Below are 25,692 nucleotides of genomic sequence, written 5' to 3'. Positions count from 1 at the left end.
TACGTGTTCACTCAGAGACTTGGTATTCATTTTTCGTCTTGCGACGTTAAGAATCCGTATCTTCGAGTGCCCACACAGATTGTCTGATAAATTGTTAAAGAGCAGTGCCGCTTCGCTTTTTGTCAGCGGCGCGGGATGTGCATATTACGCTTTCCCGCTTCAGAGTCAAGCATTTAATTTCGCTTTTCTCTGTTGAGATTCTCAGGAGAACCTCGCTGACCCGGCGGCTTGTTTGCCGTTGTTCCGTGTCAGTGGAGGCGCATTATAGGGAGTTCTGAGACGTTGACAAGCCCTGTTTTAAAAAAACTTTTCAACCGTCTCTTTTTTGCTCAAATCAGGCTGAAACAGGCAGTTTTTCGAGCGTTTCAAAGCCGTAGCGCTGTAAAACGGGTAAAAGTTGCTCAGTTTCTGTCGTCAACGCCATGCAGTAAGCCAGATTCGCCTCGCTGGATTTCGCATCCGGTGCTTCATGTTCTAACAACCAAGCCGTTCGACGTGCAATGGCTGCGCCGGAATCCACCAGGCGGGTACCTTCGGGAAGCACCTGCAGCAACTCATCCTGTAATAGAGGGAAATGGGTGCAGCCGAGCACGACGGTATCCGGTGGTTCCTGCATGCGCAACCACGGACGCAGAATACGGCGCAGCTCTTCCAAAGGAACCGGCTCACCGTGCAGCTTCGCTTCCGCCAGCTCCACCAGTTCGGCAGAACCCAGCATCTCGATACGGCATTCATTAGCAAAGCGTGAAATCAGCTCGTGGGTATAAGGACGTTTTACCGTGCCCCGCGTCGCCAGCAATCCTACGATACGATTAGCCGACAGACGTGCCGCCGGTTTAATGGCAGGCACGACGCCCACAACCGGGAAGGCAAACTTGTCGCGTAGCGCTGGTAAAGAGACCGTGCTGGCCGTGTTACAAGCAATCACCGCCAAAGCCAGCGGGTAGCGGGCCTGTACCGCGGTGACGATTTCAATCACGCGCTCAACGATAAACTCCTCGCTCTTCTCCCCATAAGGGAAAGCGACGTTATCGAATGCGTAGATGTAATGGAGATCCGGCAAGAGATGCCGGATCTCATCGTAGACCGACAACCCACCGACACCGGAGTCAAACACCAGTACGGTAGGACGTGGTTCAGAAGGTGTAGCTGCCAGACAAGGTGTATTCCCGTCCTGCAGTTTGGTAGCCATATGCTGTCTCGTAGTCTTTATCGAACAGGTTGGCTATTTTACCACGAACGGTCAGGTGTGAGGTGACAGGATATGACAATCCGATATCCCACAGGCTCACGCCACCCATTTTAACCCGACTAGAGGTGCTTGTTGTCTCGTCGTAGTTGTTGTCATAACGCTGCCCCAAATATTGGTAAGCGATATTCCAGCCGAGATCGTAAACCTGCCCGGTGACTTCATACTTCACCTGCTGTTTCGCGCGACGAGCAAGTACCTGATTGGTTTCGTCATCACGCGGATCAACATACTGCAGCGTAAGGTGATGCTCGACCTGGCCAGTTGTGATGTTCCCCGTCCACTCCACGCCTTTAATGGTGGCCGACTTCACGTTGACGTACTGGCTGTATTGGCTCGAGCTTTTATAATCAATCAGATTTTGAATTTCATAGTGGTATGTAGAGAGCCTCCAATCCAGCGGCCCCGTAATACCGTCAATTCCTGCTTCCCACTGTTTAGATTCTTCAGGCTTCAGATTCGGGTTGGCAATGATGCCTCGGTTACTTCCATATGCATAACGCGTTGCGCCATACTGCTGCCCCAAAGAAGGTGCCAGGAAGCCGGTACCATAAGAAAGCGTTGCGCGATAACCATCAACAAATTCCCAACCCGCCGCGGTTTGCCACGTTCCGTGCCAACCAAACTGCTCATCGTGGTCCTCACGGCCCGACGCCTCCAACGTAACGGAATCAATCTGCTGCTGCCCGGTCAGGTAAAGGCCCGTCGTATCACGTTTGTAGGCATCGGTTTTGGTCGTGCTGCCGGAAACCAGTTTTTCCTGCTTCCAGTCAACGCCACCGCTAATCGCCCCGTGCCCAACCTCAAGGTTGTTCCCCCACTGGATATAACGCTGTTCCATATCATCCAGCGTGGCTTGGCCCGCATAGCGGCCGAGGTTATTTGTGTAGTTATAGTCTTTAAGATGCTGATAGTTAGCAATCAGTTGGGAGGAGTAAATGCCGGAGTTATAGCGCAGCCCCGTATCCCAGGATTGATTGTAGTTCTGAGCTTCGTCATTACCTTCGGGAGAACCATACATCGTATTCTGATCGTAATCGCTGTTAGCCGTGTACCCATAACCACGGAAGAAGCCCGAGAAGTTTTCATCAAACTTATGCTGCACGGCTCCCCAGAACAGTTTATTGCGATAGCCATCTCGGTCACTGTCGCCGCTGTAAGCCGAATCTGGGACAATATTAAACCCCTTGGTCGTCTGATAAGCGCCCGCCGCCGTTATCATCGTGTCGCCAAAGCGCTTGTTCACCGCGCCGTCATAGGTCTGGTAACCATTCGAACCCACCCCGGCATTGATCTGTGCGCGTTCATCGTCACTCATGGTAATGATGTTAACCACACCGCCGATAGCACCCGATCCATAAACCGCAGAGCGCGGGCCACGGATATACTCAATACGCTGCACCAGTGAGACCGGAATCTGTCCAATATCGACGCCGTTGGAAACACCCGGCCGCGCCATTGGGATCCCATCAATCAGCACCAGCACATGACGCGCTTCGGTGCCACGCACATATAGAGAAGAGCTATTTCCCATCCCGCCTGTCTGCGAAATATCGACTCCCGGCAGGCGACGCATCACATCATTAAGATCTTTGGACTGCCAGCGCTGAATATCATCACGAGTAACCACATCAGTAGGGGCCAGCACTGTATTTACCGGCTGTTGAAAACGGGTTCCCGTCACCACCATCGAGTCAGAATTGCTGTCTTGCGCCCAGCCGGAAAATGCCGTGACGGATAACGCCGTCATCAGCGAAGCTTTTTTAATCATTTTTAAAAGCATCCAAATAGAAAAGGGATGCCGCAGGTTTTATCAGTTGCTCGCGACGATAAAACCCCATGCGACGTTATCCGGCAGGTCTTCGGGCTTGGAGGCTATATAAAGAGGCGATGACTTCCCACGGCACGCCGCAGTGTCTGCATTAAATGCGCTCATCTCTTACCTTCCTTACCGCTGCGCGTCAGCCCCAGATTTACACTGGGTTCCCTTTTAACTCACAGGACCGGTACGGGGATGCTACATTTAGTTACATATAGATGTCCAGACTGCTATTTATGATTTTCACCTTCATCGGCGCTGGACATCCCCTGAACAAGCCCTACAATCCCCGCGTACTTTTATTATTCAGGATGCATCATGACCCCCGAACATCTCCCAACCGAACAGTACGACGCTCAGCTCGCCGAGAAAGTCACTCGCCTGCAAACGATGATGACGCCGTTTAGCGCTCCCGCGCCGGAGGTGTTTCGCTCGCCGGTCAGCCACTACCGTATGCGCGCGGAATTCCGCATCTGGCACGACGGTGATGACCTGTACCACATCATGTTCGACCAGCAGACCAAGAACCGCATCCGCGTAGACGCTTTCCCTGCGGCAAGCCAGCTCATCAACACCCTGATGACCGCCGTGCTCGACGGCGTTCGCGATAACCGCGCGCTGCGCCACAAGCTATTCCAGATTGACTACCTCACTACCCTGAGCAATCAGGCGGTGGTCTCGCTGCTGTACCACAAAAAACTCGACGACGAGTGGCGCGAACAGGCCGAAGCGCTGCGTGACGCGCTGCGCGCACAGGGGCTAAAAGTGCACCTGATTGGCCGCGCAACCAAAACCAAAATCGCGCTGGATCAAGACTATATTGATGAGCGCCTGCCGGTTGCGGGCAAAGAGATGATCTATCGTCAGGTAGAGAACAGCTTCACCCAGCCGAACGCCGCGATGAACATTCAGATGCTGGAGTGGGCGCTGGATGCTACGCAGAATTCCAACGGCGACTTGCTGGAGCTGTACTGTGGCAACGGTAATTTTTCGCTGGCGCTGGCGCGCAACTTTAACCGCGTACTGGCGACCGAAATTGCCAAACCGTCCGTGGCGGCAGCGCAGTACAACATTGCGGCCAACCAGATAGATAACGTGCAGATTATCCGCATGGCGGCAGAAGAGTTTACTCAGGCGATGAACGGCGTACGGGAATTTAACCGTCTGCAGGGCATTGACCTGAAAAGCTACCAATGCGAGACGATTTTCGTCGACCCACCGCGCAGCGGCCTGGACAGCGAAACCGAGAAGATGGTGCAGGCATATCCGAACATTCTGTACATCTCCTGTAACCCAGAGACGCTGTGCCAGAACCTGGAAACGTTGAGCCAGACGCACAATATTTCACGCCTGGCGCTATTCGATCAGTTCCCGTATACCCATCATATGGAATGCGGTGTGCTGTTAACGAAGAAGCAAAACTGAACGTAGGCCGGATAAGCATCGCGCCATCCGGCAGTTTCTGAGCAGATTGCCGGATGGCGGCTTTGCCTTATCCGGCCTACAACTTACTGCTATTCCTGCTTGCGGCTACGCATCTTCACGCCAATCCAGAAGACCATCACCACCGACAGTACCGCCGGGAAGAAGTTAGAGCCGATGTCCGGGTACTCTGCGCGCACCACGGTGCTGTACAACAGCACGCCAAGAATAAAGCAGGCGGCCGCCAGGCCCGGTAACCCGACCGGCATTGTACGGTTCTGATAACGTTGATGCAGGCAGTACACCGTCAGCACCAGCGCAATAATTGGAAATATAGAGAAAGGTACGATGGAGCTGAACAGCGCCGCAAACGTCCCGTTGATCGATAAGCCAGCCAACAGCGCCAGCAGCAGCGTACCTTTATCTTGACCTGACTGTTTCATTGCTCGTCTACCACCTTATTCGGACTGATGTGTCATCTTCTCTTGTTCACGGCGATACCAGTAGTATGCGCCCTTGGAGATCATCCGTAACTGCAGCACCAGCCGCTCTTCCAGCTGTCGACGCTGCTCAAGGCCTACATCCAGAGCCTCCGCTCCCGCGCTAAATACGATAGTCACCATCGCCTCAGCCTGCGCTTCCGTAAAGGCTCGAGGCATATGGTTTTCGATTTCCAGATAGTCGGCAAGTTCCGCGATAAAATGCTGAATCTCGCGGGCGACCGCGGCGCGAAATGCCGCAGAGGTGCCTGAACGCTCGCGCAGCAGCAGGCGGAAAGCGTTCGGGTTATTACCAATAAATTCCATAAAGGTTGAGACGGAAGTGCGGATAACGCTGCCGCCTTTGGCGATACGCTGGCGTGCCTGGCGCATCAACTGACGCAGCATCAGACCGCTCTCATCGACCATGGTCAGCCCAAGCTCATCCACATCGCGGAAATGACGATAAAAGGAGGTTGGCGCAATCCCAGCCTCGCGCGCCACTTCACGCAGGCTCAAGCTGGCAAAACTACGCTCGGCACTGAGTTGACTAAATGCCGCTTCCACCAGCGAACGCCGGGTTTTTTCTTTTTGTTGCGCTCTAACACCCATCACGATGACTGAATCCTTCCACAAGCCGTGTTGGCACTATACCAGAGATTAAAACGAATCGACTTACGCAGCTTTGTTAATGATTGTTTACATGCTATTTATGCTATTTCGTATGAAAAAAGCCCAACGATAATTGGGTTATTACTTCGATGATGTTATGATTCTGTTGCTTTTATGTATAAGAACAGGTAAGCCTTACCATGCCACATTCCTACGATTATGATGCAATAGTAATTGGTTCCGGCCCCGGCGGCGAAGGCGCTGCTATGGGTCTGGTGAAGCAAGGAGCCCGTGTCGCCGTTATTGAGCGTTATCATAATGTCGGCGGCGGCTGTACCCACTGGGGTACCATCCCGTCCAAAGCCCTTCGCCACGCCGTTAGCCGTATTATCGAATTCAACCAGAACCCTCTCTACAGCGACCACAGCCGACTTCTCCGCTCCTCATTTGCCGACATCCTGAATCATGCCGATAGCGTTATCAATCAGCAAACTCACATGCGTCAGGGCTTTTATGAGCGTAATCACTGTGAAATGTTGCAGGGTGACGCCCGCTTCGTCGATGAGCACACCATCGCGCTGGAGTGTCCGGACGGTTCCGTCGAAACATTCACCGCCGATAAGTTCGTGATTGCCTGCGGCTCACGCCCGTATCGCCCGGCCGACGTCGACTTTACCCACCCGCGCGTTTACGACAGCGACTCGATTCTCAGCCTGCACCACGAACCGCGCCACGTGATTATCTACGGCGCAGGGGTTATCGGCTGCGAATATGCGTCTATCTTCCGTGGGATGGAGGTTAAGGTTGATCTCATTAACACCCGCGACCGCCTGCTGGCCTTCCTCGATCAGGAAATGTCAGACTCCCTCTCTTACCACTTCTGGAACAGCGGCGTCGTCATTCGCCACAACGAAGAGTACGAGAAGATTGAAGGCGTGGACGATGGCGTGATCATGCACCTGAAGTCTGGCAAGAAGCTCAAAGCCGACTGTCTGCTGTTCGCCAACGGCCGTACCGGTAACACCGATTCGCTGTCGCTGGAAAACATCGGGCTACAGGCCGATGGCCGTGGCCAGTTGAAAGTGAACAGCATGTACCAGACCGCGCTGCCGCACGTCTATGCCGTCGGTGACGTTATCGGTTATCCAAGCCTGGCTTCGGCTGCTTACGATCAAGGCCGCATTGCCGCGCAGGCGTTAATGAAAGGTGAAGCAAGCACGCACCTGATTGAAGATATCCCAACGGGTATCTACACCATTCCAGAAATCAGCTCTGTCGGCAAAACCGAACAGCAGCTCACAGCAATGAAAGTGCCGTACGAAGTCGGTCGTGCCCAGTTTAAACACCTGGCGCGAGCGCAAATCGTCGGGATGAGCGTGGGTAGCCTAAAGATCCTGTTCCATCGGGAGACCAAGGAGATCCTCGGCATTCACTGCTTTGGCGAGCGCGCGGCCGAAATTATTCATATCGGCCAGGCGATTATGGAGCAGAAAGGTGGCGGTAACACCATTGAGTACTTCGTTAACACCACCTTTAACTACCCGACCATGGCGGAAGCCTATCGGGTAGCGGCGCTAAACGGCTTAAACCGCCTGTTTTAACGCTTTGTCAAAATGGCCGTCCATCGTTTCACGGACGGCCTCTGCCAGCTGCTCATAGCGACCGCGCAGAGGCGATCCCGGACGATAGACCAGGCCAACGGTACGGCGTGGTTCCGGCTTAATGCACGGCAGGTACACCACGCCATCGCGTTGGCGTTCCTGCGGCACGGCTAGCGCTGGCAGCAACGTAATACCGCTACCCGCCGCCACCATATTGCGCAGCGTTTCCAGACTGGTTGCGCGGAAGTGGGTATCTTCATCCGCACCCGCTTCAAAACAGAAGCCCATGGCCTGGTCACGCAGGCAGTGTCCGTCTTCCAGCATCAGCAGCTTCTCACCGGCCAGATCCGACATCGGCACGCGATCGCGCTCCGCCCACGGGTGATCGGCATAGATCGCCAGCATCATCGGCTCGTCGAACAGCGGCACCTCAATAAAGGCTTCGCTCTCTTTCACCAGCGCCAGAATCGCACAGTCCAGTTTGCCGCTGTCGAGCTGCGCCAGCAGTTGATGGGTCTGCGCTTCATGCAGATACATTTCGAGCTTCGGGAAGGTCTGGTGCAACATTGGGATAATATGAGGCAGCAGGTACGGGCCAACGGTTGGGATCAGGCCGATATGCAACGGGCCGGACATGGTCTCCCCCTGCTGGCTTGCCATCTCCTTCAGCACTTTGACCTCGCGTAACACGGTACGCGCCTGATCCACCAGCAGCAGCCCCGCCTGGGTGAACAGCACTTTGCGGCTGGTACGCTCCAGCAGCATGACGCCCAGTTCATCTTCCAGCTTACGAATCTGCCCACTCAGGGTCGGCTGGCTGACATGGCAGGAATCTGCCGCCCGGCGGAAGTGCCGGTGTTCAGCTAACGCCACCAGGTATTCAAGATCACGAATATTCATTATTCATCCTCCATCGCCACGATAGTTCATGGCGATAGATAGAATAGCAATGAATGATTATCCCTATCAAGGGTTCTGTTCAATAATACACCACAGAAACAGGTGGCCCTTGTTTAACCCTTGAAGTCGTCACACTGATTCGGAGTTTCTCTCAAACTCGACAAATAAAGCCAACATGAACGTTTGCGGGCCCCGTGGCCCGCTTTTTTTGGCCGTAAAAAACCCGGCGTCGCTGCGCTCGGCCGGGCTACAAAGACAAAGATTACGCGAGGCGTGCTTTCGCGTCGCTAATCGCCTGCGCCACCTGCTTCGGTGATACGCCGCCTTTCGCTGCACGCTTATCGAGGCAGGATTGCAGCGACAGAATCGGGTAGACATCTTCGCCAATCACCGCGCTGAATTTTTGCAGGTCGGCCAGCGCCAGATCTTCCAGCGGTTTGCCCTGAGCAATAGCTTCAACCACCGCTTCACCGACGATATGGTGCGCTTCACGGAATGGAACGCCTTTCGCCACCAGATAGTCCGCCAGCTCGGTGGCGTTCGCATAACCCTGCTGCGCCGCTTCCTGGCACCGTGGACGTTTCACCTGAATACCGTCCAGCACCAGCGCCGCCATATGCAGGCAGTCCATCCAGGTATCGAGCGCATCAAATACGCCCTCTTTGTCTTCCTGCATGTCTTTATTGTAGGCCAGCGGCAGACCTTTCAAGGTCATCATCATGCCGGTCAGCGCACCCTGTACGCGGCCACACTTGCCGCGGATAAGCTCGAGCGCATCCGGGTTTTTCTTCTGCGGCATCAGGGAAGAACCTGAAGTCACGCGGTCAGACAGCTCAACAAAGCCTGCTTCACCGGTATTAAAGAAGATCAGATCTTCAGCAAAGCGCGACAGATGCACCATGCCAATAGACGCATCAGACAGCAGTTCCAGCACGTGGTCACGGTCAGAAACGCTGTCCAGGCTGTTACGGGTCGCGGACGCAAAGCCCAGCCAGCCTGCCAGCTGCTCACGGTCGATTTCATAGGCGGTACCCGCCAGCGCGCCGCAGCCCAGCGGGCTTACATCAAGACGCTTAAGGGTATCCTGCAGGCGGCTTTCGTCACGCGCCAGCATCTCAACGTAGGCCAGGCACCAATGCGCGAAGGTGACCGGCTGCGCGCGCTGCAGGTGCGTATAGCCCGGCATCACCGCATCCTGGTTTGCCTGCGCGGTGTCGACCAGCGCACTTTGCAGCTGGCGGATTGCCGTCAGCAGCTCAGCAACGGTATCTTTGCACCACAGTTTGAGGTCGGTCGCGACCTGGTCGTTACGGCTACGGCCGGTGTGCAGCTTTTTACCCAGTTGACCCACTTTGTCGATAAGCTTGCCTTCAACCCAGCTATGGATATCTTCAGCATCGCTTTCCAGAATCTGCTGCGGGTTTGCCCGCACTTCTTCCAGCAGCACGCCCAGCGCGGCTTCCAGTTGAGATTGCTCATCCGCCGTCAGAACGCCAACCGTCACCAGCGCTTTGGACCAGGCAACAGAGCCAACGATATCCTGCTCCGCCAGGCGATAGTCAAAGCGTAAAGAGTCATTGAACTGTTTGAACCGCTGATCCGCTGCCTGAGTAAAACGCCCACCCCAAAGTGCCATAACATGCTTCCTTAATTTCTTCGATTTCACTGCCGGATGGCGCTACGCTTATCCGGCCTACAGGTTCTGTTCACGTAGGCCCGATAAGGCGTAGCCGCCATCGGGCGCATAAATAGTTAAGCCAGAATACGCGTACCGATCGGCGTGCCGTTAAACAGCGCCGGCAGCTGCTCCGCGTGACGCCATGAAGCGATATCTACCGGACGACCCAGCGTACGTGCCGCATCAAGCGCCGCGTTCACCTTCACAATCATCCCATCGGTAATAATGCCCTGCTCGATCAGCTGTTCAGCCTTCGCCGCCGTCATTTCGGCAATACGCTGGCCTTTACCGTCGAGAATACCGCTCACATCGGAGAGCAGAATCAGGTCTGCGCCAAGCGTTGCCGCCAGCGCGGTTGCCGCCTGGTCAGCGTTAACGTTCATCAGTTGCCCTTCGGCGGTCACGCCAATCGAGCTCACCACCGGCAGGAAACCGCCTTCCAGCAGCAGATTAATCAGTTTAGGTGAACCCGGCTGCGCCAGGCCCACGTGGCCTAGTTCTTCATCCAGCTTCGTCACCTGCACGCTGTCGCCATCGCCGAGGAACAGGCCAACAGAGGCGATATCATGCTTCTTCGCCCACGCCAGCAGCGTTTTGTTGGCGGTACCCGCCAGCGCGCCGGTAATGATGTCGATTTGATCGGCAGGAGTGACGCGCAGACCATTTTTCTTTTTCACCGGCAGGTTGAGCTGCTTCATCAGCTCATCCACCACGCAGCCGCCGCCGTGGACAATCACCAGCGGGCGCTGATGCGACTCGCGGTAGTTGACCAGCGCGGTAAACAGGCGCTCCAGCGCTTCTTCGCTATCCAGTAACACGCCGCCCAGTTTGATAATTAATGGATTCATCGTCGTCACACCTTAAATAAGAGACTGCGTCTCAGCAAAGCCGAAACGGATATTGGCGCACTGCACGGCCTGTGCGGCAGCGCCTTTCAATAGGTTGTCTTCGGTCGCCACGACGATCAGGTGCTCGCCCTGCACCGCAAAACCGATATCGCAGAACGGCAGGCCGACCACGTTTTTCAGTGCCGGAACGCCCTTCTCGTATAAACGTACCATCGGCTTGTCACCGTAGGCCTGTTGTAAGGTTTCCGCCACCTGCGCATGGGTCACGCCCGGCTTCAGACGGCAGGTAATGGTTTCCAGAATGCCGCGCGGGAAGTTGCCCAGATGCGGGGTGAAAATCACCTCTGCGCCCAGGTGGCTGGCGATTTCCGGCTGATGGCGATGGGTGAACACGCCGTACGGTTGCAGGCTCACTTCACAGAAGCTGTTGGAGAACGCTGCTTTACGCCCTGCGCCGCTCACGCCGCTGGTTGCGTTAATCACCGGCCATTGCGTGAGATCCAGCAAATTCCCATCAATCAACGGTTTTAAGGAAAGCTGCGCCGCCGTCGGATAACAGCCCGGCACCGCAATCAGGTTCGCCTCTTTCAGCGCCTCGGCGCTCCACTCGGCCAGGCCATACACCGCCTGCGCCAGCAGCTCAGGATGCTGATGGGTAAACCCGTAGTATTTTTCATAGAAGGCGCCGTCGTTCACACGGAACGCACCGGAAAGGTCGAACACCACGCAGCCTGCCGCGAGGAACTGCGGGGCCAGATCGTGACTCACTTCGTGGGCGGTCGCCAGGAACACCACATCAACACCGGCGCTGAACTCACTGATATCGGACATCGGCTGCAGCGGCAGATCGACAATCCCTTTCAGCTGTGGATGCAAATCGGAGATTAACTTTCCTGCATCATTGCTTTGCGCTGAGACCGTCAAAGCGGTTATGTTCATATGAGGATGGCGATTTACATAGGTCACAAGCTCTGCGCCAGCGTAACCGCTCGCGCCCACAATCAGCGTATTCAACATCGGGGCCGTTTACCTTCTTATGTCTGTTTGCCTGATTAAGCGTTTTCTATTCACCCTACCGTTGGTGGGTTTTCTTACGCCTAATGATAATGTATTTTTATTCACAAATACTGCATGAATATTGATACTATCATGACCCGAGGTGTGTCAACAATGAAAAACAATTTACCCCCATTTATCGAGATTTACCGTGCGTTGATCGGCACTCCTTCCATCAGTGCAACCGAAGAAGCGCTCGATCAGAGCAATGCGTCTTTAATCACTCTGCTTGCTGACTGGTTCGCCTCGTTAGGCTTCAATGTCGAAGTGCAGCCCGTTCCCGGCACGCGCAACAAATTCAACCTGCTGGCCAGCACCGGACACGGCGCAGGCGGGCTGCTGCTCGCCGGTCATACCGATACCGTACCGTTCGACGACGGACGCTGGACCCGCGACCCATTCACCCTCACCGAGCACGACAACAAGCTCTACGGTCTGGGTACCGCCGACATGAAAGGCTTCTTCGCCTTTATTCTGGACGCGCTGCGTGATGTTGACGTGACGACGCTTAAAAAGCCGCTCTATATCCTGGCAACCGCCGATGAAGAGACCAGCATGGCGGGCGCTCGCTACTTCTCTGAATCCACAGCGCTTCGCCCGGACTGCGCCATCATCGGTGAACCGACCTCACTGCAACCGGTACGCGCGCATAAAGGCCATATGTCGAACGCCATTCGCGTGATGGGCCAGTCCGGCCACTCCAGCGACCCAGCGCGCGGCGTCAACGCCATTGAGATCATGCACGACGCCATTGGCCGCGTGATGCAACTGCGCGATTCGCTGAAAGAGCGCTATCACTACGAAGCATTTACCGTACCGTATCCAACGCTCAACCTCGGCGCGATCCACGGCGGCGACGCCTCCAACCGCATCTGTGCCTGCTGCGAGCTGCATATGGATATTCGCCCATTGCCTGGCATGACCCTGAACGATCTCAACGGTCTGCTGGATGAAGCGCTGGAGCCGGTAAGCGCACAATGGCCGGGACGCTTGACGGTGAGCGAGCTGCATCCGCCGATTCCAGGCTACGAATGCCCGCCGGATCACCAGCTGGTGCAGGTGCTGGAAAAACTGCTCGGTACGAAGACCGAAGTGGTGAACTACTGCACCGAAGCACCGTTTATCCAGACCCTGTGTCCGACTATCGTTTTAGGCCCAGGCTCTATTAACCAGGCGCATCAGCCGGATGAGTACCTGGAAACACGCTTTATTAAGCCGACGCGCGAGCTGATTACCCAGGTGGTGCATCACTTCTGCTGGCACTAATGAATCTTGCCCGGTGGCGCTACGCTTACCGGGCCTACCCCCGCCCGTAGGCCGGATAAGCGCAGCGCCATCCGGCATCTCTAAGCCGCGATCTCCCTCACATCTTCATAAGCATTTCTTATCTGGCACGATACGAATTAACTTTCATAAATTGTCGCGATTTATTCGTTTGCTGAAGCGATTTCGCAGCAATTGACGTACGGGTTTTTACGTGGCTTTATAAAAGAGGTGTCTTTATCTCGCCCTTACGTTCCAGGGGTTGGGATATAACAAAATAAAATGAGATGGGGTGTCTGGGTTAATGAACGAACAATATTCCGCGTTGCGTAGTAATGTCAGTATGCTCGGTAAAGTGCTAGGCGATACCATCAAGGATGCGCTTGGCGAGAACATTCTTGACCGTGTAGAAACGATCCGTAAGTTGTCCAAATCTTCTCGTGCGGGCAATGAAGCCAATCGCCAGGAGCTGCTCACCACGCTGCAGAACCTGTCCAACGATGAGCTGCTGCCGGTCGCCCGCGCGTTCAGTCAGTTCCTGAACCTGGCCAACACCGCCGAGCAGTATCACAGCATTTCGCCAAAAGGCGAAGCGGCAAGCAACCCGGAAGTGATTGCTCGTACCCTGCGTAAACTCAAAGACCAACCTAATCTCAACGAAACTATCATCAAAAAAGCCGTTGAATCCCTGTCGCTGGAGCTGGTACTCACCGCGCACCCAACCGAAATCACGCGTCGTACCCTGATTCACAAAATGGGTGAGATCAACAACTGCTTAAAGCAGCTCGATAACACCGATATCGCCGACTACGAACGCAACCAGGTGATGCGCCGTCTGCGCCAGCTGATTGCCCAGTCCTGGCACACCGATGAAATTCGTAAGCATCGTCCAAGCCCGGTTGATGAGGCCAAATGGGGCTTTGCGGTGGTGGAAAACAGCCTGTGGGAAGGCGTACCCAACTACCTGCGCGAACTGAATGAACAGCTGGAAGAGAACCTCGGTTACCAGCTACCGGTCGATTTCGTGCCGGTACGCTTCACCTCCTGGATGGGCGGCGACCGCGACGGCAACCCGAACGTCACCGCAGAAATCACCCGCCACGTGCTGCTGCTCAGCCGCTGGAAAGCGACCGACCTATTCCTGAAAGATATTCAGATCCTGATTTCTGAGCTGTCGATGGTCGAGTGTACCGACGAACTGCGCGAGCTGGTTGGTGAAGCCGGTGCCACCGAGCCGTACCGCTTCCTGATGAAAAACCTGCGTACCCGCCTGCTGTCAACCCAAGCCTGGCTGGAAGCGCGCCTGAAAGGCGAGCGTCTACCGAAACCGGCGGGCCTTATCAGCCAGAACGAACAGCTGTGGGAACCGCTGTACGCCTGCTATAAATCGCTGCAGGCCTGCGGGATGGGCATTATCGCCAACGGCGAACTGCTCGATACCCTGCGTCGCGTGAAGTGTTTTGGCGTGCCGCTGGTGCGTATCGACGTGCGTCAGGAAAGCACCCGTCACACCGAAGCGCTGGGCGAGCTGACTCGCTATCTGGGCATCGGCGACTACGAAAGCTGGTCGGAAGCCGACAAGCAGGCCTTCCTGATCCGCGAACTGAATTCCAAACGTCCGCTTCTCCCGCGTAGCTGGGAGCCAAGCAACGAAACCCGCGAAGTTCTTAATACCTGTAAAGCGATTGTCGATGCCCCTGTCGGCTCAGTCGCCGCCTACGTTATTTCAATGGCAAAAACGCCGTCTGACGTGCTGGCGGTTCATCTGCTGCTGAAAGAAGCGGGCATTACCTTCGCACTGCCGGTTGCTCCGCTGTTCGAAACCCTCGACGACCTGAACAACGCCGACGACGTCATGACCCAGCTTCTGGGCATCGACTGGTATCGCGGCTTTATTCAGGGCAAACAGATGGTGATGATTGGCTATTCCGACTCCGCAAAAGATGCGGGCGTCATGGCGGCATCCTGGGCGCAGTACCAGGCGCAAGATGCTCTGATCAAAACCTGTGAGAAAGCGGGCATCGAGCTGACGCTGTTCCACGGTCGCGGTGGTTCCATTGGCCGCGGCGGCGCACCGGCTCACGCTGCGCTGCTCTCTCAGCCTCCGGGAAGCCTGAAAGGTGGCCTGCGTGTGACCGAACAGGGCGAGATGATCCGCTTCAAATACGGTCTGCCGGAAATCACCGTCAGCAGCCTGTCGCTGTACACCAGCGCCATTCTGGAAGCGAACCTGCTGCCACCGCCGGAACCAAAAGAAGAGTGGCGCGGCATCATGGACGAACTGTCGGATATCTCCTGCGAGATGTACCGCGGCTACGTGCGTGAAAACAAAGATTTCGTGCCGTACTTCCGTTCTGCTACACCGGAGCAGGAGTTGGGCAAACTGCCATTGGGTTCACGTCCGGCAAAACGTCGCGCAACCGGCGGCGTCGAGTCCCTGCGTGCAATTCCATGGATCTTCGCCTGGACGCAGAACCGCCTGATGCTGCCAGCCTGGCTGGGTGCCGGTGCCGCGCTGCAAAAAGTGGTCGAAGATGGCAAACAGAGCAAGCTGGAAGCCATGTGTCGCGACTGGCCGTTCTTCTCAACCCGCCTGGGCATGCTGGAGATGGTCTACTCGAAAGCTGACCTGTGGCTGGCGGAATACTACGATCAGCGTCTGGTGAAAAAAGAGCTGTGGGGTCTGGGTACCGAACTGCGCGACCAGCTGGAAGCCGACATCAAAGTGGTGCTGGATATCGCTAACGATGCGCACCTGATGGCCGACCTGCCGTGGATTGCCGAGTCTATCCAGCTACGTAACGTCTACACCGACCCGCTGAACGTTCTGCAGGCCGAACTGCTGCACCGTTCACGTAAAGCGGAAGAAGAAGGCCAGGAACCAAACCATAACGTTGAGCAAGCGCTGATGGTCACCATCGCGGGCGTTGCTGCGGGTATGCGTAACACAGGTTAATCTCTCCCCCATGTAGCCCGGCCGAGCGAAGCGACGCCGGGAATATGTACAGTGCGGCTCCGGCGTCGGCCGGTCGACCTGCACGCCAAAAGGCCACATTCTTTGTGGCCTTTTTTTATCCTCTCGGTTAAGGTTTCTTCGTTGTTCACTACGACAGGGATCCCCATGCATTCCGACATCAACCCACTGCTTTCCCACATCGCCTCAGGTATCACGCCGCTGCAAAAAATCTGGTTTGCCGGGAATCACTCGCCGGTGCCGGAGATGGCTTTTCAGGTCGATTTTCCCCGGCTGGAGATCTTGCTTGAAGGGCAGCTCACCGACGCTGCGCTGGGTGAGTCCATGCAGGCACTGGATGCACTCTACGTTCCCGCTGGCGGCTGGAATTTCCCACAGTGGCAGAGCCCGGTCACCACGTTAAGCATTCTGTTTGGCAAACAGCAACTGGGGTTTAGCGTGCAGCAATGGGATGGGCAGCAGTTGAAAAACATGGCTAAGCAGCACGTCGCCCGACGAGGCCCGCGCGTCGGCTCTTTCCTGCTGCAAACCATGAGTGAAATTCAGATGCAGCCGCAGGAACAACAAACCGCGCGCCTGATAGCCACCAGCCTGATTAGCCACTGTGCCGATCTGCTCAGCAGCCAAATCCAGACCGCATCGCGCAGCCAGGCGCTGTTCGACGCCATTCGCGAATATATCGATAGCCACTTTGCCGAACCGCTGACCCGTGAATCAGTCGCCCAGGCGTTCTACATCTCCCCCAACTATCTGTCGCACCTGTTCCAGAAAAGCGGGGTGATGGGGTTTAACGAATACCTCAACCACACGCGGCTGGAACACGCCAGACGGTTGTTGAAGGGCTACGACCTGAAGGTCAAAGAGATTGCCCACGCCTGTGGGTTTGTCGACAGCAACTACTTCTGCCGTCTGTTTCGTAAAAATACCGACCGCTCACCGTCAGAGTACCGTCGCCAGTACCACAGCCAGCTGACTACGACAGAATAATATGCGTGTGCTGCGGCGCGGAAAGCAGCTTGCGCACCGCGGTCATGACCTTCTGCGGCTCGCGTAAAAAGGCGCTAATCCCAGACTGCACGTAGCGGCTCTGGGTAAAACGGTCTGCACCGTTCAGCTCAATATCGGTAATCAGGAGCACCGCGTCTGCACGGCGGATATCCTCTTCCGTCAGCGCATTTTCAATGCCGAGCGCACCTTGCGTTTCTATCTTGATCGTCCACTTTTCCTGCTGACAGAGTTTTTCCAGACGTTCCGCCGCCATATACGTGTGGGCAACCCCACTGACGCAGGCCGTTACTGCCACTAGCATTCTTCCGCTCGTTACCGTCATCGTCTCCTCCTTGCAGAAAACAAACGCTGGCGGGCGCAAAAAATCCTTTCGCGCCCGCCAGTTACTGAGTTTCTATTGTATCGGGGTCAAACTTACGCGCTTTGCGCTAAGTGTGCCTCGATCTTATTCATAATAGCGTCGGCGCGTTTAACCGCATCGCTAATATTAACCCGCACGATGGTTTTCCCTGTAAAACGCTCTTCGGCCTTAATGCCGATGTCTTTGGTCAGAATCACCATGTCGGCTGCGGCTACATCGCTCGCCGTCAGCTCATTTTCCTGACCAATTGACCCCTGCGTTTCTACCTTCACGTTCCAGCCTTTCGATTTTGCCGCACTCTCCAGCGCTTCCGCTGCCATATAAGTGTGTGCTACACCGGAAGGACAAGCTGTTACCGCAATAATATTGGTCATAATCTTCTACCTTCTCAATTAGTTAATTTCAAAATCTAAATCTAAGTCGTCTTCTTTTTCGACAACCGCTTTTTTGTTCTTACGCGCCAGGCTTTTCAGGACGTTGACGCTAACCGCAGTCACTACCGCACCAACCACAATCGCTAGCAGGTAGCCCAGCTTGCCTTCAACCACCGGCAGGACAATCAAGCCGCCCCACCCGGCGTAGCACTGTGCCCCCATCAGCGCGGCGGTGACGGTGCCGCAGACGGAACCCAGCATAATGGAAGGGATGACGCGCAGCGGGTCGGCCGCCGCGAACGGAATCGCCCCTTCAGTTACCCCTACGCAGCCCATGACCAGCGCGGCTTTCCCCGCTTCACGCTCTTCATTGTTAAAGTTTTTACGGTTAATCAGCGTTGCCAACCCCAGACCCAGCGGCGGAACGCAGATGCCGACGGCGGCAATCGCCACCACGGTATAGACGCCCTGAGAAACGCAGATCAGCATGAAAGCGTAGGCCACTTTATTCACCGGGCCGCCCATATCGAACGCCAGCATCAGGCCCATAATCACCGCCAGCACCACGATGCTGCCAGCCTGCATGCCTTGCAGCCACTGCGTCAGACTGGAGGTCAGCAGCCCCACCGGCTCGCCCAGCCCCCACATCATGACGCCCGCAGTAATAAAGGTGCCGACGATAGGAATCACGAAGATAGGCATCACCGAGCGCAGCACTTTGTGCACCGGAATTTTCTTCAGGTAGTAGACCACGATGCCGCCAATAATCCCGGCAATCAGCGCGCCGAAGAAGCCCGCACCAAAGCTATTACCTACCCACGCGCCGATGGCGCAAGGCGCCAGCGCAGAACGTTCAGCAATCGAGTAACCAATGTAGGCGGCCAGGAACGGTACCATCAGCGTCAGGCCCGCGACGCCAATATCAAATAGCTTTTTCAGGTTAGGGTCGGTTGCTACATCAGGTACGGCCCCTTTGCCGTACAGCATGACGGAGACGGCCAGTAAAATGCCGCCTGCAACAACAAACGGGATCATGTGCGACACACCAGTCATTAAATGCTGACGGGTGTTTTTGAGTATTTGCACCAATTCTTTCATCAGTCGCTCCTGGGCTTCTTTGGCCCATGTCTATTAGGGTGTTGTGGCAAACAATAGGCAATTGGCGGCGGGACAGACAGTGGATAAAAAGTGCATTTACTGGATTTTTGTAATATCAGAAGAAAAATGCGAGCGACCTCAAAGTTAGCGCAACAACGCGGAAAATACACCAGGCGAGCAACCTGTGAGGTTGCTCGCATTTTCCAGCAGACCATACATTTGTCCAGTTTTTGACATAAATGTCAGATAGCATGGCCCTTCACAAGCCCCCTATTCTGTTACCCATATCGAATGATTTGGGAGAGAAGGTTATGGCATTGGTTGTTGAATTTGTCTGTGAATTACCGAACGGCGTCCACGCCCGCCCGGCCAGTCACGTAGAGACGCTGTGCAACACATTTAGCTGCGATATTGAGTGGCATAACCTGCGCACGGACCGTAAGGGCAATGCTAAAAGCGCGCTGGCGATTATCGGCACCGATACGCTGTCGGGCGATAGCTGCCGCCTGCTGCTGAACGGTGCGGATGAACAGAGCGCGCATCAACGCCTCTCCGCCTGGCTGAAAGAGGAGTTTCCCCTGTGCGATGCGCCGCTGGCGCAGGTTGCCAACGTAGAGCAGGAGGCACTGCCGGAGTCCTTAACTCGCCTCAACCCGACGCTATTTCGCGCGCTACCGGTCTGCAACGGCAGCGCGGGCGGCGTGCTCACTCGCCTTGCGGCGCTGGATCTCAACAACCTCGGTGAACTGCCGCCCGCCAAAAGCGCAGAGCAAGAACAAGCAGCGCTGGATAGTGGCCTGACACGGCTGGTCAGAACGCTGGAACTGCGGCTGTTAGACAACGACAGCACCGCCAGCGCCATCCTGGAAGCGCACCGTTCGCTCGCCACCGATACCTCGCTGCGCCAGCATTTACTGGCAGGCGTGAATAACGGTCTGAGCTGCGCGCAGGCCATCATTGAGAGCGCCAACCACTTCTGCGCCGAATTTGCCCGCTCCAGCAGCAGCTATTTACAAGAGCGCGCGCTGGACGTTCGCGACGTCGGCTTCCAGCTGCTGCAGCATATTTATGGTGAAGACCGCTTCCCGGCACCGGGCCAGCTTACCCAGCCGTCCATCTGCGTTGCGGAAGAATTGACCCCAAGCCAGTTCCTCGAACTGGACAAAACCCTGCTTAAAGGCCTGCTGCTGCAAAGCGGCGGCACCACCTCGCACACGGTCATTCTCGCTCGCTCCTTTAATATTCCGACCCTCGTGGGCGTGGAGATTGATGCACTGACGCCGTGGCAGAATCAGCCGGTTTACCTCGACGGCAACGCGGGCGCGGTGATTGTTGCCCCAACTGAGGCCATCTCCCGTTACTACCAGCAGGAAGCACGCGTACAGGCCGCCATTCGCGAACAGCAAAGCGTGTGGCTGCATAAAGAAGCGCGCACCGTCGACGGCATTCGTCTGGAAGTTGCCGCCAACATTGCCCACTCCGTTGAAGCACAGGCAGCCTTTGGCAATGGCGCGGAGGCCGTCGGCCTGTTCCGCACCGAAATGCTCTATATGGACAGAGCCAGTGAACCGAGCGAGAGCGAGCTGTATAACATTTTCTGCCAGGCGCTGGAGTCCGCCGAAGGGCGTAGCATTATTATCCGTACCATGGACATCGGCGGCGATAAGCCGGTGGATTACCTCAACATTCCGGCAGAGAACAACCCGTTCCTTGGCTACCGTGCAGTGCGCATTTATGAAGAGTACTCCGCACTGTTCACCACCCAGCTGCGCGCGATTCTCCGCGCTTCCGCCCACGGCAGCCTGAAAATCATGATTCCGATGATCTCCTCCATGGAAGAGATTTTATGGGTCAAAGAGAAGGTGGCCGAAGCTAAACAACAGTTGCGCAGCGAACACGTGCCGTTTGATGAGCGCATTCCGCTGGGCATCATGCTGGAAGTACCGTCGGTGATGTTCATCATCGATCAGTGCTGTGAAGAAATTGATTTCTTCAGTATCGGCAGCAACGACCTGACCCAGTATCTGCTGGCGGTTGACCGCGATAACGCCAAAGTAACCCGTCACTACAACAGTCTGAATCCTGCCTTCCTGCGCGCCCTCGATTTCGCCGTGCAGGCGGTGCATCGTCAGGGGAAATGGATTGGCCTGTGCGGCGAGCTGGGCGCCAAAGGCTCGGTACTGCCGCTGCTGGTTGGGCTCGGAATGGATGAAATCAGCATGAGCGCGCCGTCGATTCCGGCGACCAAAGCGCGTCTGGCACAGCTCGACAGCCGCGCCTGCCGTCAGTTGCTCAACCAGGCAATGGCCTGCCGTACGTCGTTGGAAGTGGAACATCTGCTCGCCCAGTTCCGCATGAGCCAGCAGGACGCCCCGCTGATTACCCCGCGCTGTATTTCGCTCGACAACGACTGGCGCAGCAAAGAAGAGGTCATCAAAGGGATGACCGACAACCTGCTGCTCGCCGGACGCTGCCGTTACCCGCGCAAGCTGGAAGCCGACCTGTGGGCGCGAGAAGCGGTCTTCTCCACCGGACTGGGTTTCAGCTTTGCCATTCCGCACAGCAAGTCTGAACATATTGAGCAATCGACCATCAGCGTCGCCCGCCTGCCCGCACCGGTGGCTTGGGGCGATGACGAGGCGCAGTTCATCATTATGCTGACGCTGAACAAACATGCCGCCGGAGACCAGCATATGCGCATCTTCTCGCGCCTGGCCCGCCGCATCATGCATGAAGAATTCCGCAGCGCTCTGGTTAACGCCGCCTCTGCCGACGCTATCGCCAGCCTGCTGCAACACGAACTGGAACTTTAAGAGGAAATAGCATGGAACTGTATCTGGATACCGCCAACGTGCAGGAAGTGGAACGTCTGGCCCGTATTTTTCCGATTGTCGGTGTCACCACCAACCCGAGCATCGTAGCCGCTAGCCGCGAATCCATCTGGGACGTGCTGCCGCGACTGAAAAAAGCCGTGGGCGAAAACGGCACCCTGTTTGCCCAGACCATGAGCCGCACCGCCGAAGGCATGGTCGCCGACGCGCGTAAGCTGAATGACGCGGTGCCGGGAATTGTGGTGAAGGTTCCGGTCACCGCTGAAGGTCTTGCGGCCATTAAGCTCCTGAAAAAAGAAGGTATCCCAACGCTTGGCACCGCCGTCTACAGCGCCTCTCAGGGGCTACTGGCGGCGCTGGCCGGTGCAAAATACGTTGCGCCATACGTCAACCGCGTTGATGCACAAGGCGGGGACGGCATTCGTATGGTTCAGGAGCTGCAATCGTTGCTGGAACTGCACGCCCCGGAGAGCAAAGTGCTGGCCGCCAGTTTCAAAACCCCACGTCAGGCGTTGGACTGTTTATTGGCTGGATGTGAAGCCATCACACTTCCTTTAGATGTAGCGCAACAAATGCTCGGCACTCCCGCAGTAGAGTCAGCTATAGAGAAGTTTGAGCAAGACTGGAAAAACGCATTTGGTAATCTGAACCTGTAGGAGAAATGTATGGATCGCATTATTCAATCACCAGGTAAGTATATTCAGGGTGCAGACGTGATCACGCGTCTTGGTGACTACCTGAAACCAATGGCCAATAGCTGGCTGGTCGTCGGTGATAAGTTCGTGCTGGGATTTGCCGAAGAGACGCTGCGTAAAAGCCTGACCGGCGCAGGCCTGTCCGTTGAAATCGCGCCGTTCGGCGGCGAGTGCTCGCAGAACGAAGTTAACCGTCTGCAAGACGTGGCAAACAGCGCAAAATGCAGCGCCATTTTAGGCATCGGCGGTGGGAAAACGCTGGATACCGCTAAAGCGCTGGCCCACTTTATGAATCTGCCGGTCGCGATTGTTCCCACCATCGCCTCTACCGATGCACCGTGCAGTGCGCTCTCCGTTCTGTATACCGATGACGGTGAATTCGACCGCTATCTGATGCTGCCGCATAACCCGAACATGGTTATCGTCGACACCAAAATTGTCGCCGGTGCCCCAGCACGTCTGCTGGCAGCCGGTATTGGCGATGCGCTGGCCACCTGGTTTGAAGCACGCGCCTGCTCACGCAGCGGCGCCACCACCATGGCCGGCGGCAAATGCACCCAAGCCGCGCTGGCGCTGGCCGAGCTGTGCTACAACACGCTAATTGAAGAAGGCGAAAAAGCAATGCTGGCCGCCGAGCAGCACGTGGTGACTCCAGCGTTGGAGCGCGTGATTGAGGCCAACACCTATCTGAGCGGCGTCGGCTTTGAGAGCGGTGGTCTGGCCGCAGCACACGCCATCCACAACGGCATGACGGCGATTCCGGACGCGCATCATTATTACCATGGTGAGAAAGTCGCGTTTGGTACGCTGACTCAGCTGGTTCTGGAAAACGCCTCGGTGGAAGAAATTGAAACCGTTGCCGCCCTGTGCCACAGCGTCGGCCTGCCGATCACCCTGGCGCAGCTGGATATCAAAGAAGATATTCCGGCGAAAATGCGCCTGGTCGCGGAAGCGGCCTGCGCCGAAGGGGAAACCATCCACAACATGCCTGGCGGCGCGGACCCTGACCGTGTTTACGCGGCGCTGTTGGTGGCCGATCAGTATGGGCAGCGTTTTCTGCACGAGTGGGAGTAATGAAATAAAGTAACCCGGCCGAACGAAGTGACGCCGGGATCTCCCCGGAGTCGCCGCTAACGCGTCTCGTCAGGGCTACCTTAAGCCCACAAACAAAAATCCCCGCTTTCGCGGGGATTTTTTATTCCATCACGCCCACCTTACAGCAGGTCGAAACGGTCCAGGTTCATCACTTTCACCCATGCCGCCACGAAGTCTTTCACAAACTTCTCTTTCGCATCGCTGGAAGCATAAACCTCAGCCAGCGCGCGCAGTACGGCGTTAGAGCCAAAGACCAGGTCAGCGCGCGTTGCGGTGTATTTCACCTCACCGCTCGCACGGTCACGGCCTTCAAACAGCTCAGACGTTTCGTCAGTCGCTTTCCACTCGGTGCGCATATCCAGCAGGTTGACGAAGAAGTCAGTGCTGAGCGCGCCCACGTTGTCGGTAAAGACACCGTGGTTACTACCGTCGAAGTTCGCACCCAGTACGCGCATACCACCAACCAGTACGGTCAGTTCCGGCGCAGTCAGGGTCAGCAGCTGTGCTTTGTCGATCAGCAGAGATTCGGTGGTCGCTTCGCCCGGTGCCGCACGATAGTTACGGAAACCATCAGCGATCGGTTTAAGCAGCTCAAACATCTCGATGTCCGTCTGATCCTGACGCGCATCTACGCGACCCGGAGTGAACGGCACTTTGATGTTAACGCCGGCCGCTTTCGCTGCCTGCTCAACGCCCACCACACCTGCCAGCACGATGATATCGGCCAGAGAAGCTTTGTGCGCTGACTTATAGATACCTTCCAGCACCGGCAGAACGCGAGCCGCCGTGGCGTTCACTTCCCAATCACGCTGTGGCGCAAGCGCCAGACGAGCACCGTTCGCACCACCGCGTTTATCACCGCCGCGGAAGGTGGAAGCCGAAGCCCACGCAACCGACACCAGTTCGCTCACGGAGAGGCCGGACGCTGCAATATCCGCCTTCAAGCTTTCGATATCTTCGGCGGTAGGGTTGAAGAACGCATGTGGCAGCGGATCCTGCCAAATCAGATCTTCACGTGGCACTTCTGGCCCGATGTAACGCGCTTTTGGCCCCATATCACGGTGGGTCAGTTTGAACCACGCGCGGGCAAAAGCTTCGTTAAAGGCCTGCGGGTCGTTCAGGAAGCGGCGAGAAATTTTCTCGAAGTCCGGGTCGAAGCGCAGCGTCAGGTCGGTCACCAGCATGGTTGGTTTACGTTTTTTCGACGGGTCGAACGGATCTGGGATCAGGTCCGGTGCGTCAACCGCTTCAAACTGGATTGCGCCAGCCGGGCTGCGGGTCTGCACCCATTCGTATTTGAACAGGTTCTCGAAGAAGTAGTTGCTCCACTGGGTAGGGGTCTGCGTCCAGACCACTTCCAGACCGGAAGTGATGGCATCTTTACCCGCCCCGCTGCCGAAGCTGTTTGCCCAGCCCAGGCCCTGAGATTCAATAGGAGCTGCTTCCGGATCCGGGCCGACGTGCGTAGCCGAAGCCGCGCCGTGGGTTTTGCCCAACGTGTGACCACCGGCAATCAGCGCTACGGTCTCTTCGTCGTCCATCCCCATGTTACCGAAGGTGGCGCGAATCGCCGCTGCCGCAGACAGCGGTTCACCGCTGGCGTTTGGCCCTTCCGGGTTCACGTAGATGAGGCCCATTTCGGTAGCCGCGAGCGGGCGTTTTGCCAGCTCTTCCGGGTCACGGTGTGCCAGCCAGGCTTTTTCATCACCCCAGTTTACGTCCTGATCCGGTTCCCACACGTCTTCACGCCCGGCACCAAAACCAAAGGTACGGAAGCCAGAGTTTTCCAGCGCCACGTTACCCGCAAGGATATACAGGTCGGCCCAGGAAATTTTCTGCCCATATTTCTGTTTGATTGGCCACAGCAGACGACGCGCCTTATCCAGACTCACGTTATCTGGCCAGGAGTTCAGCGGTGCAAAACGCTGTTGACCGCGCCCTGCGCCACCGCGACCATCGGTAGAACGGTAGGTACCCGCGCCGTGCCATGCCATGCGGATAAACAGCCCCACATAGCTCCCCCAGTCTGCTGGCCACCAGGACTGCGAATCAGTTAACAGCGCACGAATATCACCTTTCAGTGCGGAGTAATCTAATTTGCTGAATTCTTTGCGATAATCGAAGTCTTCACCCAGCGGGTTAGATCGATTGGAATGCTGATTAAGTAAATCAACGCGAAGCTGCTTCGGCCACCAGTCCTTGCTACTGGTGCCAGCGCCGGCGCTTAAATCGTGATCACCACCGTGGTGGAAAGGACATTTACCTGCGTTCTGGATATCGTCTGGCGTGCTCATCACTATGCTCCCTTACAGTATTTATCGTTAAGATA

General features: G+C 56.1%; 20 protein-coding genes and 1 riboswitch. Of the genes, 8 read left to right on the top strand and 12 right to left on the bottom strand.

Features of this window, described 5'->3' with window-relative positions; all coding sequences use genetic code 11:
* Nucleotides 1-334: 334 nt before the first annotated feature.
* Together murI and btuB are read right to left on the bottom strand one after the other, a co-directional pair.
* Nucleotides 335-1,192, bottom strand: a complete 858-nt coding sequence (gene murI / locus RDN66_RS23560; protein WP_202216823.1) for a glutamate racemase — start codon at nt 1,190-1,192, stop codon at nt 335-337.
* Nucleotides 1,137-3,020, bottom strand: a complete 1,884-nt coding sequence (gene btuB / locus RDN66_RS23555; RefSeq protein ID WP_202216824.1) for a TonB-dependent vitamin B12 receptor BtuB — start codon at nt 3,018-3,020, stop codon at nt 1,137-1,139. Before btuB ends, murI begins: the two co-directional genes overlap by 56 nt.
* Nucleotides 3,021-3,084: 64 nt before the next feature.
* Nucleotides 3,085-3,272, bottom strand: a riboswitch (cobalamin riboswitch).
* A 114-nt stretch (nt 3,273-3,386) separates the two neighbouring features.
* Between btuB and trmA the strand changes: the two genes are divergently transcribed.
* On the top strand, nt 3,387-4,493 hold the full coding sequence (trmA, locus tag RDN66_RS23550) for a tRNA (uridine(54)-C5)-methyltransferase TrmA (protein WP_308538220.1): 1,107 nt from the start codon (nt 3,387-3,389) through the stop codon (nt 4,491-4,493).
* A gap of 89 nt (nt 4,494-4,582) precedes the next feature.
* Here trmA and RDN66_RS23545 read toward each other — a convergent pair whose 3' ends face one another.
* Nucleotides 4,583-4,933 carry a YijD family membrane protein gene (locus RDN66_RS23545; protein ID WP_202216826.1) on the bottom strand — a complete coding sequence of 117 codons (351 nt, stop codon included), beginning with the start codon at nt 4,931-4,933 and terminating at the stop codon, nt 4,583-4,585.
* Between the two features lie 15 nt (nt 4,934-4,948).
* Complete coding sequence (gene fabR, locus RDN66_RS23540) at nt 4,949-5,584, bottom strand: HTH-type transcriptional repressor FabR (protein ID WP_035896647.1); 636 nt, start codon at nt 5,582-5,584, stop codon at nt 4,949-4,951.
* Nucleotides 5,585-5,781: 197 nt separating this feature from the next.
* Between fabR and sthA the strand changes: the two genes are divergently transcribed.
* Nucleotides 5,782-7,182 (top strand): Si-specific NAD(P)(+) transhydrogenase, encoded by a 1,401-nt coding sequence (gene sthA, locus RDN66_RS23535; RefSeq protein WP_308538219.1) that lies wholly within the window; start codon nt 5,782-5,784, stop codon nt 7,180-7,182.
* Here sthA and oxyR read toward each other — a convergent pair.
* The 4 genes from oxyR to argC form a co-directional block, all read right to left on the bottom strand.
* A complete protein-coding gene (oxyR, locus tag RDN66_RS23530; protein WP_035896652.1) occupies nt 7,165-8,082 on the bottom strand; it encodes a DNA-binding transcriptional regulator OxyR in 918 nt (305 codons plus the stop codon). The two genes, sthA and oxyR, sit on opposite strands and share 18 nt — an antisense overlap.
* A 262-nt stretch (nt 8,083-8,344) precedes the next feature.
* The gene (argH, locus tag RDN66_RS23525; protein ID WP_248537950.1) at nt 8,345-9,718 is read right to left on the bottom strand and encodes an argininosuccinate lyase; all 1,374 of its coding nucleotides are present in this window, start codon (nt 9,716-9,718) and stop codon (nt 8,345-8,347) included.
* A gap of 116 nt (nt 9,719-9,834) precedes the next feature.
* Entirely contained in the window at nt 9,835-10,608 is a 774-nt protein-coding gene (gene argB, locus RDN66_RS23520; protein WP_035896656.1) for an acetylglutamate kinase, read from the bottom strand.
* A 12-nt stretch (nt 10,609-10,620) separates the two neighbouring features.
* A complete protein-coding gene (argC, locus tag RDN66_RS23515) occupies nt 10,621-11,625 on the bottom strand; it encodes an N-acetyl-gamma-glutamyl-phosphate reductase (RefSeq protein WP_202216828.1) in 1,005 nt (334 codons plus the stop codon).
* A gap of 153 nt (nt 11,626-11,778) precedes the next feature.
* Between argC and argE the strand changes: the two genes are divergently transcribed.
* From argE to RDN66_RS23500, 3 genes are all read left to right on the top strand, one after another.
* Nucleotides 11,779-12,930: an acetylornithine deacetylase gene (gene argE, locus RDN66_RS23510; RefSeq protein ID WP_202216829.1), complete on the top strand. Its 1,152-nt coding sequence runs from the start codon at nt 11,779-11,781 to the stop codon at nt 12,928-12,930.
* A 301-nt stretch (nt 12,931-13,231) separates the two neighbouring features.
* Nucleotides 13,232-15,883, top strand: coding sequence for a phosphoenolpyruvate carboxylase (gene ppc, locus RDN66_RS23505; RefSeq protein ID WP_123651636.1), 2,652 nt, complete (start codon nt 13,232-13,234; stop codon nt 15,881-15,883).
* Between the two features lie 165 nt (nt 15,884-16,048).
* Nucleotides 16,049-16,888, top strand: coding sequence for a helix-turn-helix transcriptional regulator (locus tag RDN66_RS23500; RefSeq protein WP_115073652.1), 840 nt, complete (start codon nt 16,049-16,051; stop codon nt 16,886-16,888).
* Here the strand turns inward: RDN66_RS23500 and RDN66_RS23495 are convergent.
* From RDN66_RS23495 to RDN66_RS23485, 3 genes are all read right to left on the bottom strand, one after another.
* Entirely contained in the window at nt 16,875-17,231 is a 357-nt protein-coding gene (locus RDN66_RS23495) for a PTS fructose-like transporter subunit IIB (protein WP_115073653.1), read from the bottom strand. The two genes, RDN66_RS23500 and RDN66_RS23495, sit on opposite strands and share 14 nt — an antisense overlap.
* Nucleotides 17,232-17,323: 92 nt before the next feature.
* Entirely contained in the window at nt 17,324-17,644 is a 321-nt protein-coding gene (locus RDN66_RS23490) for a PTS fructose-like transporter subunit IIB (protein ID WP_035897728.1), read from the bottom strand.
* An 18-nt stretch (nt 17,645-17,662) separates the two neighbouring features.
* On the bottom strand, nt 17,663-18,742 hold the full coding sequence (locus tag RDN66_RS23485) for a PTS fructose transporter subunit EIIC (RefSeq protein WP_123651633.1): 1,080 nt from the start codon (nt 18,740-18,742) through the stop codon (nt 17,663-17,665).
* A gap of 311 nt (nt 18,743-19,053) precedes the next feature.
* Between RDN66_RS23485 and ptsP the strand changes: the two genes are divergently transcribed.
* From ptsP to RDN66_RS23470, 3 genes are read left to right on the top strand one after another with little or no spacing between them, the layout of a single operon-like run.
* The gene (gene ptsP / locus RDN66_RS23480) at nt 19,054-21,555 is read left to right on the top strand and encodes a phosphoenolpyruvate--protein phosphotransferase (protein ID WP_202216830.1); all 2,502 of its coding nucleotides are present in this window, start codon (nt 19,054-19,056) and stop codon (nt 21,553-21,555) included.
* A gap of 11 nt (nt 21,556-21,566) precedes the next feature.
* Nucleotides 21,567-22,229: a fructose-6-phosphate aldolase gene (gene fsa, locus RDN66_RS23475; RefSeq protein ID WP_115073655.1), complete on the top strand. Its 663-nt coding sequence runs from the start codon at nt 21,567-21,569 to the stop codon at nt 22,227-22,229.
* Nucleotides 22,230-22,238: 9 nt separating this feature from the next.
* Complete coding sequence (locus tag RDN66_RS23470; RefSeq protein ID WP_115073656.1) at nt 22,239-23,342, top strand: glycerol dehydrogenase; 1,104 nt, start codon at nt 22,239-22,241, stop codon at nt 23,340-23,342.
* 140 nt (nt 23,343-23,482) lie between these two features.
* Here RDN66_RS23470 and katG read toward each other — a convergent pair whose 3' ends face one another.
* The gene (katG, locus tag RDN66_RS23465; RefSeq protein WP_035892379.1) at nt 23,483-25,657 is read right to left on the bottom strand and encodes a catalase/peroxidase HPI; all 2,175 of its coding nucleotides are present in this window, start codon (nt 25,655-25,657) and stop codon (nt 23,483-23,485) included.
* Nucleotides 25,658-25,692 lie beyond the last annotated feature (35 nt).

This window comes from uncultured Kluyvera sp., from assembly GCF_902485085.1.
In the GTDB taxonomy this organism is placed as follows: domain Bacteria; phylum Pseudomonadota; class Gammaproteobacteria; order Enterobacterales; family Enterobacteriaceae; genus Kluyvera; species Kluyvera ascorbata.
The sequence above is the reverse complement of the archived record's forward strand: the minus strand, read 5'-3'. Positions and strand labels throughout refer to the sequence as shown.